This is a genomic window from Clostridium sp. K13, from assembly GCF_019734195.1.
Taxonomy (GTDB): domain Bacteria; phylum Bacillota; class Clostridia; order Clostridiales; family Clostridiaceae; genus Clostridium.
Genome location: NZ_JAASHM010000005.1, coordinates 103,871 through 118,898, shown reverse-complemented (window position 1 = coordinate 118,898; position 15,028 = coordinate 103,871). Strand labels below are relative to the sequence as shown.

Annotated in this window: 12 protein-coding genes; 1 reads left to right on the top strand and 11 read right to left on the bottom strand. The window is 28.0% G+C overall.

Features of this window, described 5'->3' with window-relative positions; all coding sequences use genetic code 11:
* Positions 1 to 130: 130 nt before the first annotated feature.
* Complete coding sequence (locus HCG76_RS05200; protein WP_221700342.1) at positions 131 to 1,210, bottom strand: undecaprenyldiphospho-muramoylpentapeptide beta-N-acetylglucosaminyltransferase; 1,080 nt, start codon at positions 1,208 to 1,210, stop codon at positions 131 to 133.
* Positions 1,211 to 1,510: 300 nt separating this feature from the next.
* Between HCG76_RS05200 and HCG76_RS05195 the strand changes: the two genes are divergently transcribed.
* Positions 1,511 to 1,693: an alpha/beta-type small acid-soluble spore protein gene (locus tag HCG76_RS05195; protein ID WP_195987305.1), complete on the top strand. Its 183-nt coding sequence runs from the start codon at positions 1,511 to 1,513 to the stop codon at positions 1,691 to 1,693.
* Positions 1,694 to 1,753: 60 nt separating this feature from the next.
* On the opposite strand, the gene HCG76_RS05190 is transcribed toward HCG76_RS05195, so the two are convergent.
* From HCG76_RS05190 to HCG76_RS05145, 10 genes are all read right to left on the bottom strand, one after another.
* Positions 1,754 to 2,452, bottom strand: coding sequence for a LiaF transmembrane domain-containing protein (locus HCG76_RS05190; protein WP_221700343.1), 699 nt, complete (start codon positions 2,450 to 2,452; stop codon positions 1,754 to 1,756).
* Between the two features lies 1 nt (position 2,453).
* Entirely contained in the window at positions 2,454 to 2,909 is a 456-nt protein-coding gene (locus tag HCG76_RS05185; RefSeq protein WP_195987307.1) for a LytTR family DNA-binding domain-containing protein, read from the bottom strand.
* Positions 2,910 to 3,106: 197 nt separating this feature from the next.
* Complete coding sequence (recJ, locus tag HCG76_RS05180) at positions 3,107 to 4,861, bottom strand: single-stranded-DNA-specific exonuclease RecJ (RefSeq protein ID WP_221700368.1); 1,755 nt, start codon at positions 4,859 to 4,861, stop codon at positions 3,107 to 3,109.
* A 117-nt stretch (positions 4,862 to 4,978) separates the two neighbouring features.
* A complete protein-coding gene (locus HCG76_RS05175; protein ID WP_221700344.1) occupies positions 4,979 to 5,512 on the bottom strand; it encodes a DJ-1 family glyoxalase III in 534 nt (177 codons plus the stop codon).
* Positions 5,513 to 5,527: 15 nt separating this feature from the next.
* Positions 5,528 to 8,455, bottom strand: coding sequence for a DNA topoisomerase IV subunit A (locus HCG76_RS05170; RefSeq protein ID WP_221700345.1), 2,928 nt, complete (start codon positions 8,453 to 8,455; stop codon positions 5,528 to 5,530).
* A 20-nt stretch (positions 8,456 to 8,475) separates the two neighbouring features.
* Positions 8,476 to 10,425, bottom strand: coding sequence for a DNA gyrase/topoisomerase IV subunit B (locus HCG76_RS05165; protein ID WP_221700346.1), 1,950 nt, complete (start codon positions 10,423 to 10,425; stop codon positions 8,476 to 8,478).
* Positions 10,426 to 10,890: 465 nt separating this feature from the next.
* Positions 10,891 to 12,237 (bottom strand): NADP-specific glutamate dehydrogenase, encoded by a 1,347-nt coding sequence (gene gdhA / locus HCG76_RS05160; protein WP_221700347.1) that lies wholly within the window; start codon positions 12,235 to 12,237, stop codon positions 10,891 to 10,893.
* Positions 12,238 to 12,473: 236 nt separating this feature from the next.
* The gene (locus HCG76_RS05155; RefSeq protein ID WP_195467794.1) at positions 12,474 to 13,610 is read right to left on the bottom strand and encodes an MGDG synthase family glycosyltransferase; all 1,137 of its coding nucleotides are present in this window, start codon (positions 13,608 to 13,610) and stop codon (positions 12,474 to 12,476) included.
* 65 nt (positions 13,611 to 13,675) lie between these two features.
* Entirely contained in the window at positions 13,676 to 14,203 is a 528-nt protein-coding gene (locus HCG76_RS05150; RefSeq protein ID WP_221700348.1) for a phosphatase PAP2 family protein, read from the bottom strand.
* A gap of 201 nt (positions 14,204 to 14,404) precedes the next feature.
* Complete coding sequence (locus tag HCG76_RS05145; protein WP_221700349.1) at positions 14,405 to 15,025, bottom strand: hypothetical protein; 621 nt, start codon at positions 15,023 to 15,025, stop codon at positions 14,405 to 14,407.
* Positions 15,026 to 15,028: the final 3 nt, after the last annotated feature.

The window sequence follows — 15,028 nt, the reverse complement described above, 5'->3', positions numbered from 1 at the left end:
CTCTTCTACTTTTGTTAGTTTATTATGTTAAATTTTCCATTAATTTCATTATATAACACTAAAAAATTTTTTCAAGTTCTTTAGATTCATATTTTCAAATTTATTTTCTCGAAAACGGTTATATGCAAAATTATTTTTTCTTAATACTATTCATTATTACATTTATAATTGCATCAACACCATTTTTCATTTGACTATTATTCATATTTTTAATAAAATCATTTTTTCTTACTTGTAATTCTAAAAGTTTTTCCATTAAGTTATGTTTTTCCATCATTTCATCTTCATCTAAAACTAAAGAATATCCTTCTTTTTCAAATGAATTAGCATTTAAGATTTGATCTCCTCTACTACTTTTTTTAGATAAAGGAATTAATAATGTTGGTTTTTTTAATGCTAATAATTCAAATATTACATTTGCCCCTGCTCTAGAAATTATAAAATCAGCATACTTAAGTAAATGTGGTAAATCTTCTTTAACATATTCAAACTGTTTATATCCCTCTACCCCATCTAATGATTTATCTAAATTTCCTTTACCACATATATGGATTATATTAAAGCTTTTTAATATATCCTTTATATGATATCTAACTTCATCATTTATATTCTTAGCACCTAAGCTACCACCAATAACCAAAATAACTTCTTTATCTTGATTAAATTTACAAATTTCTTTTCCTCTTATTCTATTTCCTTTTAATATCTCTTCTCTTATTGGAGTACCTGTTAATTCACCTTTTCCATCTTTTATATAACTTAAACTTTCCCTAAAAGTTACACATAATTTATCACAAAATGGAGCTGATAGCTTATTTGCAAGACCTGGTGTTAAATCTGATTCATGAGATACTACCGGTATCTTCTTCATTGATGCAGCAATAACTACTGGAACAGCAACAAAACCTCCCTTTGAGAAAATAACATCTGGCTTTTCTTTTGATAAGATTTTACTTGCTTGCATTACACCCTTCATTACTTTAAATGGATCAGAAAAATTCTTCATATCAAAATATCTTCTTAATTTTCCTGATGAAATTGCATAATAAGGTATCCCTGCATCACCTATAATTTCTTTTTCAATTCCTTCATAACTTCCTATATACTTTATTTCAAAGTCTTTCTCTTTTAACTTTGGAACTAAAGCTAAATTAGGAGTTACATGTCCTGCTGTTCCCCCACCAGTCATTATAATCTTGTACTTACTCATTAAAACACCTCATTGATTATTAATGTATCTATACTATTATTTATATTTATTAAAATAATATAGTTTTACACAAATTTTAAATATTTACCTTAAATACTTTTATTAAGATTTTAACCAAATTTCAACTCTTAATTCTAATAATAATTTAACTTTTACCAAATTTAAGTTGTAAATAGCTAACCATCCCTATATATTCTACCACTAACCCAGTAATTTTCCACCTTTTCCTCTAATTAAATATAATACAATTTCTTTATTAGGATAAGCTATTAACATAAAGATATAAGGAGGTGAATTTAAATGGCACAAAACTTAGTACCTGATGCTAAAGATAAATTAGCTAAATTCAAAAACCAAGTTTCTAGTGAAATGGGAGTTCCTTTCACAGATTATAATGGTGATTTAACTTCTAAACAATGCGGTAGCGTTGGTGGAGAAATGGTTAAACGTATGGTTGAACAATACGAAAATGGAATGAAATAATAACTTTCCAAAATAAATAATAGGATGCTTTATAAAGCACCCTATTATTTATTTTATAAACTATATATAATGTATCTCTACTCCTGAAAGCTTAACATCTCCAGTCAATATTAAAGTATTAGTATATACTTTATCTCCATATTTTTTATTTTCTACTCCACCTAAAAATACATTTGTTCTATTTTCAACATTCCAGTTTTTTGGAATGTATAACTCTAATCCTGAAAAGGCTACATCTAATTTAATAACTGCTGTATTTTCTGCCATTACTGCATTATCAAAATATACTTGAAGACCTGAATATTTACAACTAATATTAGCACTTGCAAATTTATCAGTATTTATAAATTTTGTTCCTCCTGAAAAAGCTGCTGATATTTTTATATTACCTTCATCTTCAATATTTATCTTTTCCCCCTCTTCCCAACTCCAAGATGAACTTTTTTTAAAAAACTTATTTTTTTTAGGAAAAATCATTGATAAACCAATACTTCCAAATAAAGCTGCAATTAAAACAGTCCACGGTGTAAGTGCAGTTATTCCAAGCTGTTTATCATATATTATACAAAGAAAAGCTATTGGAAATAATATTCCTGCATAATTTAATCTAAATAAGCTATCTATAATAATAGCACCTAAAATTACTGAGAATCCTAAACTAAATGGATTAACATCAGATAAAAACCCCATCTTGCCTATTACTAAACCAATTGCACCTAAAACAAATAATATACCCCAAAATATATTTCTTTCTCTCATCTTATCTCCTCTTTTCTGATAATTTTAATTTTAACACCTTATAATAAGACCTAGATACATATACCTTCTTATGTGTGTTTTTAAACTCTACTAAGCTGGAAGATGTTATATTACGAGTTATTGAATAAATATGATTAATATTTAAAATTGTAGATTTAGATACTCTAACAAAATTCTTTGGTAAAATCTCCTCTAATTCATAAAGCTTATACTTAACTTGATATACTTCACTTAATGTATGTGCATAAATTGAACTTTCTTCAGTTTCAAAAAATAGCACATCATCTATACATATATAATATTCTGTATTATCTTTATAAAATATCATTTCTTTTTTCTCTGCTATTAGCTCTGAAATTACCCTTTGAATTTTTGTTATTTCTTCACTTAATTCACTACATTTAATAATAACTTCATTTTCATCTATTTGATTATCTACCTCTATTCGTATTCTCATCTTCACTCCGCCCTCCATACTCAAATTATATTCTAATCATTTTTTAATGTAAACGGACTTTAAGTAAGTGGTAAATTATTTGTCCTAAGAGGTTAACTATCCTAACTTAATTAACCAAAAGAGGGAATGTATCAAAACTATATTTCAAATATGAAAATAGAATTTTGATACATTCCCTTCTTTTAATTAAAAATACATTACTTTGAAATTCTATAATTACTTATAACTAATTGAACCTTTTTATTTCCATTAAACTCATTAATATCTGGCATACAAATTATATCTAAATAAAGACTATTAGATATGCCATTAAATACTTTATTATACTCATTTTCACCTAATTCATCTTTTATAGAGTTTTCAAAACCTTCTATATCACCAAAATATATACCTTCAATATAAAGTCTTCCATCTGTTAATTTAAGCTTAAGTACATTTTTATTTTTGCCTAATATCTTTGCCTCTACAACTTTTAACTTTTTCATCCCAAAGGTAGGCTTAGGATTTGCTTTACCATAAGGTTCTAACAATGATATTTCATCTATTAGCTCATAATTTATTTGACTTAAAGTTAAGCCCATATCAATTGAAACCTTAGGAATTACATCCTCTTCAGTTAGTGTTGTAACATTATTTAGTCTTCTTCTAAACTCATCTATATTTTCCTTTGGTATAGACATTCCGGCTGCCATTGGATGCCCACCAAACTTTCCTAATAAATCTTTACATTTAAGCAACTCTTCAAACATATTGTATTCTTCAATAGATCTTCCAGATCCTTTAGCTCCATCATGTGCCTTTGTTAAAATAATTGTAGGAAGATTATATTTTTCTCTAACTCTTCCTGCTATTATTCCAGCAATACTTTCATGAACATCTTCTAAATATACAACTAACACCTTATCCTTAGCCATATTATTTTTTTCTATTATTTCAAGTGCTTCCTCTAATCCTTCTTTAGTTAGCTCTTGTCTTTCTTTATTTAAATCATTAAGCTTTTCTGCTAATTCCTTAGCTTCAATTTCATTATCACTTAGAAGCATTTTCAATGCCCACTCCGCTTGTTCAAGTCTCCCTGAAGCATTAATACTTGGCCCTATAACAAAGCCTAAAGTATAAACTGTTATAGTCTTATCTTCTAATCCCGTTTCCTTAAATAAAGCTTTTAATCCAATATTATTTGTTGAATTTATTCTTTTTAAACCTTCTTTAACTATTATTCTATTTTCAGATGTTAAATCAACAACATCACAAACAGTAGCTATTGCAACATATTGAAGCAAATCATAAAGTTCTTCTTTATTTATATTAAATTTTTCGTAAAGACATTCAACAAATTTATAAGCTACAGTAGCTCCACAAATTTTATCAAACTTATATTTGCATTCCTCCTGCTTAGGATTTAAAACAAAATCAGCATTAGGGACAACATATTTTCTTTCACCATTTTCTTCAACAAAAGGAACATCATGATGATCTGTAATTATTACCTTTAATCCCAATTCCTTAGCAAGCTTAGTTTGCTCTATTGCAGCTATACCATTATCACAGGTAATTATAATATCAACATTATCTTCACTAGCTTTTTTAATTATACTTTCATTTATTCCATATCCTTCTTTAATTCTATCTGGAATATGGAAAGTAACATTTCCACCACATTTTTTTATAGCAGTATAAAGAACATAGGTACTAATAACACCATCCACGTCATAATCTCCCACTATAAGAATCTTTTCACTAGAAATTATGCTATTTTGCATTAATTCAACAGCACCATTCATTCCTAGCATATCCTTAGGATTATTAAACTCACTTATATTTCCTCCTAAAAATTCCTTTGCTATATCTATATTATAAATTCCTCTATTAACTAATAATCTTGCAACCACTTGACTTATACCAAGCTGATTTGCAAAGCTTAAAGTATCAAACTTAACGTTTCTAACCATCCACTTTTCCAAATAACCACCCCGTTCGTTTAGTTAGTAATTAATAGTTAACAATTAATATAAATCAAAAATAAAGTCAGCTTAAGCTGACTTTATTTTTTCATTAACTACTAACTACTAAAATAGCATTGCGTTTTTTATCTGATCTACTTTATCTGGTGCTACATGCTTTAATATTTCAAATGCAAATGGTATTGCAGCTGCTGGACCTCTTCCAGTAATAACATTTCCATCAACAACTACAAGTTCCTCTTTATAATTACATCCTACTAATTGATCGTCAAACCCAGGATAGCATGTTGCATTCTTTCCATTAACTATTCCAAGCTTTCCTAAAGTAATTGGACCTGCACATATTGCAGCAACAATCTTACCCTCATCATAAAACTTCTTTACAAGTTCATTAACTTTTTCATCATCTCTTAAGTTTACTGATCCTGGCATACCACCTGGTAATACAACAACATCATAATCATAAGCTTCTTCATTTAAAACTTTATCTGCCTTTATTGTTACTGAATGAGATGTTGTCACCTCTAAACTCTTTGTTCCAAAAGTACTACAAGCAACACCTGCTCTTCTTAAAATATCAACTGTTGTTAATGCTTCAATAGTTTCAAAACCTTCTGCTAATAAAACTGCAACCTTCACTTTTAACACTCCCTTTTATTTATTACATTTATAAGCAAATAACGCTTCTGTTATTTCGTCATCTAAATTAATAACCATAATATTAGTTCCTCTTCCAGCTCTATTTTGAACTCGAATATCTCTTATTTCTACTACCTTTTTTTCTTTATTTTTTGTTAATAAGGTAATTTCTTCATTTCTATTATCATCTATAGCTATTTCATCCATAGTATTACTTAATAATTTAAGTATATTTCCTGAAAGTACTTGATCATCTTCTTTTAAGCTTATTCCTGTTACTCCTGAGGCAACTCTTCCCATAGCATTTACACTTTCACTAAGGAATCTAATTGCCATTCCTTTTTTACTTATAATTACTATTTCTCCATCATTGGCTTCTATGCATACTGAAATTAATTCATCATTTTCATATTTAAATTTATACGCTTGGCATGATGAGTAATTTCCATCATATTCTTTCAATGAAGTCTTTTTTATCATTCCCTTTTTACTAAAGAAATAAACCATATCTTTTTCATTAAAAGTCTTAATTGAATAAACATCTATTATCTTTTCTTTTTTTGAATATCCATCAATTATATTTTCTATTGCAATTTCTTCCTTAATAACATTAGAAATTAAAAATGCTGGTATCTTATAAACATTTCCCTTATCAGTAAACATTAATAATGTACTTAAAGTATCTGTATTAACTTTTAATCTATCATTAGCCTTTGCTCTTGCAAATCCCTTTAATATACCCTTTGCTGTTACTCCAACGCTAAATGTTATAAATTCAAATTCATTTACATATTCTACATTTACTATTTCATCACTTTCAATTAAGTTAAATAATTGAGTTCCTAAAATATTTCTTTGTGTATCTTCTATCTTAGGTAATTCTAAACTAAACTTTAATCCTAATTTAGTTTTTACTTCTAAGAATTGCTTATCCTCTTCGCTATCTAATAAAATTATGTTTAATACATATTCATTCTCTTTTAATTTTAATGCTTGAATTTTACTATAACTAGTTTGGAACTTATCTAAAGAACTCTTCTTTATTATACCTCTATTAGTTATAAATTGAACACTCTTACTTCCATCTAACACACCTATAGAAAATGCCTCTACTATATTTTCATCATCTAGATTTAAAGTTTTTATTATAGAATCTACTCTTTCGCCCTTTTCCTTCCACTTTCCTTCTGGAATATTTATGCCTTTAATTTGATACATATTCCCTTTATCAGTAAATAAAAGAATATTTTCTGTAGTATTAGATTTAAATAAGAATTTAAGCTCGTCACCTTCTCTATACTCTATATCTTCAGCTTTTGCATTTGATCTTTGATAATTTTTAAATGGTATTCTTTTTATAAATCCATCTTTAGATAATGTAATCATAACATCTTCAACAACAATAAGTTCATCTAAATCAATTTTAGCTTCACTATCGTCTTCTACTAGCATAGTTCTTCTTGGATTTCTAAATCTATCAGTAATCTCTTTTAATTCAGATTTTACAACTCTTAATAGCTCTTTTTCCTCAGATAATATTTTTCTTAATTTCTTTATAGTTTTTTCAAGCTCTGCATATTCCTTTTGGAACACTTTAATTTCTAGCCCTGTTAATCTATAAAGCATAAGCTCTAATATTGCCTCTGCTTGAATTTCTGTAAATCCAAACTTTTCAATTAAGTTTATACCTGCATCTTTTTTAGATTTTGACTCCCTAATAGTCTTAATTATCTCATCTAAAACATCAATTGCTTTAATAAAACCTTCAACTATATGGAATCTTTTTTCTGCCATGGCAAGTTCTTTTATAGTTCTCTTTGTAACTATATCCTTTTGATGGTTAACATAATGCATTATTATAGTCTTTAATCCCATAGTTTGCGGTTTACCATTTGCAAGTGCTACCATATTAAAACTTATATTACATTGTAAATCCGTTTTCTTAAATAAGTACTTTAATATCTTATCTGCAGTATCATAATCTGCAGCCTTTTTAAGTTCAACAACAGCTCTAATACCACTTCTATCTGATTCATCTCTAATATCAGTAATTGCTTCTAAAGCCTTTTGATATCTCTTATCACCAGTCATTTCTGATATTGTTTGAAGTATTTTTGATTTATTTCTTCTATAAGGGAATTCAGTAATTACTATTCCATATCTACCATTTTCAAGTTTTTCTATATTAGTTTTTGCTCTTAAAGTAACTTTTCCTTCCCCTGTTTCATAAGCAGACAATAAAGAATTTTTACCTATAAGTACACCACCTGTAGGTAAATCTGGTGCCTTAATATACTCCATAAGTTCTTTAGTTGTTATTTCGGGATTATCTATATAAGCAAGCACCCCATCAGTAACTTCTCCTAGATTATGAGGTGGTATATTAGTCGCAAGCCCAACAGCAATACCAAATGTTCCATTTACTAAAAGGTTTGGATATCTTGCTGGCAATACCTTAGGTTCCATTTCACTATCTGAATAGTTTGGAACCATATCAACAGTATCCTTATCTATATCTCTAAGCATTTCCATAGCTATTTTTGATAGTCTAGCCTCTGTATAACGCATAGCAGCTGCTCCATCACCGTCCATAGACCCAAAATTTCCATGTCCATCAAATAAAGGTTCCCTAGTGGAGAAATCTTGTGCCATAAGTACCATTGCATCATAAACTGATGAATCACCATGTGGATGGAATTTACCAAGTACATCTCCAACTATTCTTGCACTTTTATAATAAGGTCTATCTGGAAATGCCTTTAAAAGATATGCTCCATAAAGTATTCTTCTATGAACAGGTTTTAATCCATCCCTTACATCTGGAAGAGCTCTGTCCTTTGCAACTTCAACCGCATATGGAAGGTAATTGTCTGGCATAGCCTCTTCAAGAGGTATTCTTAATATATTATTATCTCTTGGAATGTCGTGTCCCTTCTTAGCCATAATTTAACTCCTTTCTTTTCCTAAAATTCTGCATACTTATACATATAATTTTTTCTTGGTTCAACAACATCACCCATTAAAAGTGATACCATTTTTTCTGCTTTAGCTGCATCTTCAATAGTAACTTGGAAAAGAGTTCTTGTTTCTGGATTTAAAGTTGTATCCCAAAGTTGATCAGGATTCATTTCCCCAAGACCTTTATATCTTTGAATTAATGCTCCTTTTCCTATTTCTTTCTTTACTTTTTCTAACTCTTCATCACTATAGGCATATTTTGATACTTCTTTACCCTTTACAAGTTTATAAACTTTATATAAAGGTGGTTGTGCTAAATAAAGATGACCATTTGCAATTAACGGTCTCATATATCTATAAATATAAGTCATCCATAAAGTTCTAATATGGAATCCATCAACATCTGCATCACTCATTATTATAATTTTATCGTACTTTAAATCTTCTTCTTTATAATTATCTAAAGTTCCTGTTCCTATTGCTGTATTGAATATTTTAAGTTCTTCAGATGCTAGTACATTTTCAAGCTTTTGCTTTTCTGTATTCATTATTTTACCTTTTGAAGGCATTATAGTTTGGAATCTTCTATCTCTAGCTTGTTTTGCAGAACCACCGGCAGAATCTCCCTCAACTACAATAAATTCATTTACAGTATTATCTTTTAATGTACAAACTGCTACTTTACCAGCAAGTGGAGCAGTTCCTTTTCCTATCTTTTTCTTTTCAGCTTCATTTATTTTTTTAATTTTTTCTCTTCTTTGAGCTGCAGCAAGTGCATTATTTATAAGACTTGTAGCAACTTCCTTATTATCTTCAATCCATTCACAAAGCCTAGTATACGCTAAATCATTCATCATAGTATATGCTTCTGAACTTCCTAGCTTAGTCTTAGTTTGACCTTCAAATACAGCATTAGTAATCTTAATTCTAACTATAGCTGTCATTCCCTCTCTTAAGTCATCACCTTCAAACTCTTTATCCTTTTCCTTAACAAGCCCTAACTTCTTTGACCATTCTTTAAATGCCCTTGTCATACCTGTTTTAAATCCTGATTCATGAGTTCCAGCTTCAGTAGTAGGAATATTATTAACATAACTTGCAATATATTCAGTAGTGGAGTCTGTAAATTGCATGCAGACTTCTCCATACATTGAAATATTATTTATTTCTCTTTCACCTTCAAAAAGAATTGGTGTAGCATGAATTGCAGTTTTACTTTCATTCAAATAATCTATAAAATCAAGCAAACCTCTTTCAGAATAATATTCTTTTCTTACTTCTTCATCTTTTCTTTTATCTATAAGTTCAAGGTGTATTCCTTTATTTTGGAATGCAAGCTCTTGTAATCTTTCATCTATAATATCAAATTTAAAATCTGTTGTAGAAAAAATTTCTCCATCAGGTTTAAACGTAACTCTAGTTCCTGTATTTTTTGTTTTTCCTACAATCTCTAATTTACTTACTGCAGTTCCAGGCATATCTCTTTTTAATTCTTTATCATAAGCATATTCAAATCTTTGCTTATATACATTTCCATTTTGATGAACTTCAACTTCAAGCCATTTTGAAAGTGCATTAACAACTGCAGCTCCAACTCCGTGAAGACCTCCTGATGTTTTATAGTTCTTATTATCAAACTTACCACCAGTATGTAATTCGGTAAATACCATTTCAACCCCTGATTTTTTCTTAACAGGATGAATTCCTGTTGGTATTCCTCTACCATTATCTATAACAGTAACACTCTTATCTTTATTTATAATGATTGTAGCTTTATCTCCAAATCCATTAGATATTTCATCTATTGAATTGTCTAATATCTCCCATATGCAATGATGTAATCCCTTTGTCCCTGTAGAACCTATGTACATCCCTGGTCTAACTCTAACTGGTTCAAGTTTTTCTAATGATGTCAAATCAGTTACATCATATTTACTATTAACTTCATTATTCATATAAACCTCCAAAATTATAACCTATTCACATTTAAGTAATAATTTAGATATAATTATACAATTTCATAATATCAAAATCAAACTAATGTTCTTTATTAACTTTTTAATTCTATCACAATTTTTAAATTATTAAAAATTTCTATCTTTTACGGTATTTAATTATAATCTATTTTATAATAATAAGTCATCTAAAAAATTTTTCATGTATATATATATATAAATAATTATTTAATTATTTATATATTATCCTCATTATTTAAATTTACAAATTATTTTACTTACAATACTTCATTTTATTATATATTTTAAAATAAATTAGTAAACTTAAATTTCTAAACTACCTAATATACTTAAAAGAAAAAATCAAATTACTTTGTAATTATATAAACTACAAAGCAATTTGATTTTTATAATAAAATCTACTTTTCTAAGTCTTAGCTTCTCTTAATAGCTTTAGTTATAAAACTATACTATACCTTGTGCCATCATAGCATCAGCAACCTTTTTAAATCCTGCTATATTAGCTCCCATTAAAATATTTCCTTCATGTCCATATTCTTTTGCAGCTATTGCTGAATTATTATAAATATTAATCATAATATTTTTAAGTTTAGCATCTACTTCTTCAAAACTCCAAGACATTCTCATACTATTTTGAGACATTTCTAAAGCTGAACAAGCAACTCCACCAGCATTAGCAGCCTTAGCTGGTCCAAATAATACTCCATTTCCTTGGAATACTTCTATAGCTTCTAATGTAGATGGCATATTTGCACCTTCAGCCACGACTTTAGTTCCATTTTCAACTAAAATCTTAGCTGACTTTTCATCTATTTCACCTTGAGTTGCACAAGGAAGTGCTACATCACATTTTATTGTCCAAATATCTCTGCATCCTTCAAAATATTTAGCAGTAGGAACATAGTTTAAGTAATCCTTAATTCTTCCTCTTTTAACTTCCTTAATTTCTTTTACAGCTTCAAGATTAACTCCATTTTCATCATAAATATATCCATTTGAATCGCTTAATGCAACAACTTTAGCTCCTAATTCTGTTGCTTTTTGAGTTGCATATATAGCAACATTTCCTGAACCAGAAATTACAACAGTTTTTCCTGCTAAAGAAAGTCCATTATCTTTCATCATTTCTTCAGTAAAGTACACTAATCCATATCCTGTTGCTTCAGTTCTTGTTAAACTTCCACCATAAGATAATCCTTTTCCTGTTAAAACACCTTGATCATTAGCATTTCTAATTTTCTTATAATATCCATACATATATCCAATTTCTCTACCACCAACACCAATATCTCCTGCTGGTACGTCTGTGTCTAACCCTATATGCTTACATAATTCAGCCATAAAACTTTGACAGAATCTCATTACTTCTCTATCTGATTTTCCTTTTGGATCAAAATCTGAACCACCTTTTCCCCCACCAATAGGTAGTCCTGTTAATGAATTCTTAAATATTTGCTCGAATCCTAAAAATTTAATTATGCTTGAATTAACTGTTGGATGGAATCTTAATCCACCTTTATAAGGACCTATAGCACTGTTAAATTGAATTCTATATCCTCTATTAACTTGTACTTTTCCTTCATCATCTATCCAAGGAACTCTAAACATAATTTGTCTTTCAGGTTCTACAATTCTTTCTAATAATCCTTCTGAAATATATTCTGGATGCTTATCAAAAACTGGTGCTAATGAAAGTGCAACTTCTTTTACAGCGTCTAAGAATTCCTTCTCGTTATTGTTTCTCTTTTCTACTTGCTCTAAAACACTTAAAACATATTCTTTTCCTGTCATAAGTTTTTCCCCCTTAATTTTTATTACCATTTATAATTAATATTTTTTTGGATTTTTTCTACATATAAATGTATTATTTATATGATTTTTTTCTTATATTAATAAATTTATATTAATATATTTATTAATATAGTAATCCTAATTAATATAATAATCCTATTTTTATAATTTTAAAAGATAATTTTAAAAAAAATATAAAAAAGTTGTGCAATATTATTAAGCACAACTTTTTCAAACTATTTCTCATTCATTATAAAATTATTTTCTATTAATTCATTAATTAATAGGAATATGTTCTTTGTAGAATCATTTTTATCAAAAGACTTGCAAGCTTCCTTCATATCCTCTAGTTTTTCACCGTCTTTTAATAATTCTACAATAGCTTCTCTACAGCTATTTCCATCTTTAATTCTTACAGCCATATTATGCTTTAATAAAAACTCTGCATTTTCTTCCTCTTGCCCTGGAATCGCATCAAAAACTGCCATTGGAATATTACAAGCTAATGCTTCTGTAACTGTTAATCCTCCTGGTTTTGTAATTATTATGTCTGATGCTTGCATAAATTTATTAATTTCATCTGTAAAATATATAAGCTTTGTTTTTTTAGGGCTATTACCTATTACTTCTTCAAAATGCTTATATAGCTTTTGATTTCTTCCTGTAACTAATATTATTTGAAAATCTAAATCTATATCGATTATATTTTCATAAACCTCAAAAACATTTGATACTCCAAAACTTCCTGCCATCATTAATATTGTTGGTAAGTTTTTATTAAGACCTAATTCTTCAATTACTAATTGTTTTTCTTTCTCTTCAAAAAACACTTCATCTACAGGTATTCCATAAGGATAAATACATCTTGCATCTACTCCCTCTGAAGCCATTTTAGCAACCATATCATCATTAGCCACAATATATGCATCTACCTTATCATTTATCCATGCCTTATGTGGTGCATAATCAGTCATTATACATATTAATGGTATATTTATTTCTCTTTTAGACTTTAATCTTGATACCATTTCAGTTGGAAATGGATGTGTTGTTATAATAACGTCTGGCTTAAAATCATCTATTAACGGTAATAACTTATTTGCAAATATATTGTTAAGTCTAGTTACAAAGTTAGCTAACTTATGATCCTTATTAGTTAAATCATATAGCTTTCCATATAATCTAGGAGTCTTAGTTGCTAAATAAACATATCCACTTGTTACTGTTTTATTTAATATTGGACTTATATACAATAAACTATCTACTATTTTAACATTTATATCTTTATTTTTTTGGGTCATATAACCCTCTATCGCTTTAGATGCCCTCATATGTCCGCCACCAGTCGATGCTGACAAAATAAGAATATTCATTTAAGGTCCCCCTAACAATATAATTTCTATAATCAATTTACTATTATATCACATAATTTTAAATATTAAAAAACCATTCTCCCTAAAAAAGAAACTACAGTTATACCACAAGTAAATCCTAAAAGCATTCCAAAAATTACATCCGTTGGATAATGTACTTTTAAATATACTCTTGAAAATGCAATTAATGTTGCAATTGGACTTACTATTAATCCTAACTTCCCATTCATTTGTAAAAATACTGCTAAAGCAGCAAAGGATGATGCTGTATGCCCTGATGGAAAAGAGTATGTTATAGGTTTATTTATCAATAACTTTTCTTCTTTATCTTGAAATGGTCTGCTTCTTCTAACTATATGTTTTATTATTCCTTCACCAATTATTGTAGTTAGTGCCACTGCTAAAATAACACCTATACCAATAATTCTATATTCAACCTTTAAGAACATTAAACTTGATATAACAAACCATATTACTCCTAAATTCCCCATCATAGTTATAATTGGCATCATTTTATCAAATGTTCTATTTTGACATTTTTCACTTATGTACTTTAAGCCCTTATTATCTATTGCTTTAAAAAATTTCACCATCCCAATATCTCCTTATTTTTATTTTACCCCTTTTAATATTTCACATACTTTAATATACAGCTTCATTATACTCTTATTATATAATAAATTTATTATATAAAGTTAATTCTTTGTTAACATTTAGCTTATATTTTTCTTAATCTTTTCTTAAGAAAATGCAAATAAGGAGTAGAAATAATAAAATATTATTTCTATTCCTTATTAATATTCATTAATCTCTTTATTTAAATTTTCAATAAATTTGATTTTTTTACTTTTTATATAGTATAAATAAATAGGAATATTTGCAATTACTCCCATTAAACTACCGCATATTATATCCCACATTGTGTCATGCAAACTATTATTTTGAGAGGCAAATCCAAATAATTGGTCTGTTGAAAATTCCCATATTTCCCATACTGCTGCACCTGCAATAGAAAATATGATTGAAAATAATATAGGCATATATCTTTTAAATGAGCCTTCAGTTGCTCCATTACTTACATGTACAAACAATATATATCCTATCATTCCAAGAATAAGGCCTGATAGTAAATGTAATATTTTATCATACATAGGTATAATTAAATAAAAATCAAATACATTCCCTAAATACATTGCTCCAAATATAAAAGAATATATTAAATAAAAACTTATTCTTGTCTTTCTTAAGAAAGTTTTTTTATACACACCATACATTATCCATAAAGTAATCGCCATTAAGCCTATTCTAAAAAGCTTTTCTCCACCTCTAAACATAAAATCGTATATTGCAGTAATAATTAATATTACCATTGATATTAAATTTAAACCAAGTGCTTTATCCTTTAATAAACTCATTAG

Bases quoted from the DNA above. Each gene is read 5' to 3' on its own strand.
- HCG76_RS05200 (WP_221700342.1), bottom strand. From the start codon at position 1,210: ATGAGTAAGTACAAGATTATAATGACTGGTGGGGGAACAGCAGGACAT.
- HCG76_RS05195 (WP_195987305.1), top strand. From the start codon at position 1,511: ATGGCACAAAACTTAGTACCTGATGCTAAAGATAAATTAGCTAAATTC.
- HCG76_RS05190 (WP_221700343.1), bottom strand. From the start codon at position 2,452: ATGAGAGAAAGAAATATATTTTGGGGTATATTATTTGTTTTAGGTGCA.
- HCG76_RS05185 (WP_195987307.1), bottom strand. From the start codon at position 2,909: ATGAGAATACGAATAGAGGTAGATAATCAAATAGATGAAAATGAAGTT.
- recJ (WP_221700368.1), bottom strand. From the start codon at position 4,861: ATGGTTAGAAACGTTAAGTTTGATACTTTAAGCTTTGCAAATCAGCTT.
- HCG76_RS05170 (WP_221700345.1), bottom strand. From the start codon at position 8,455: ATGGCTAAGAAGGGACACGACATTCCAAGAGATAATAATATATTAAGA.
- HCG76_RS05165 (WP_221700346.1), bottom strand. From the start codon at position 10,425: ATGAATAATGAAGTTAATAGTAAATATGATGTAACTGATTTGACATCA.
- gdhA (WP_221700347.1), bottom strand. From the start codon at position 12,237: ATGACAGGAAAAGAATATGTTTTAAGTGTTTTAGAGCAAGTAGAAAAG.
- HCG76_RS05155 (WP_195467794.1), bottom strand. From the start codon at position 13,610: ATGAATATTCTTATTTTGTCAGCATCGACTGGTGGCGGACATATGAGG.
- HCG76_RS05150 (WP_221700348.1), bottom strand. From the start codon at position 14,203: ATGGTGAAATTTTTTAAAGCAATAGATAATAAGGGCTTAAAGTACATA.
- HCG76_RS05145 (WP_221700349.1), bottom strand. From the start codon at position 15,025: ATGAGTTTATTAAAGGATAAAGCACTTGGTTTAAATTTAATATCAATG.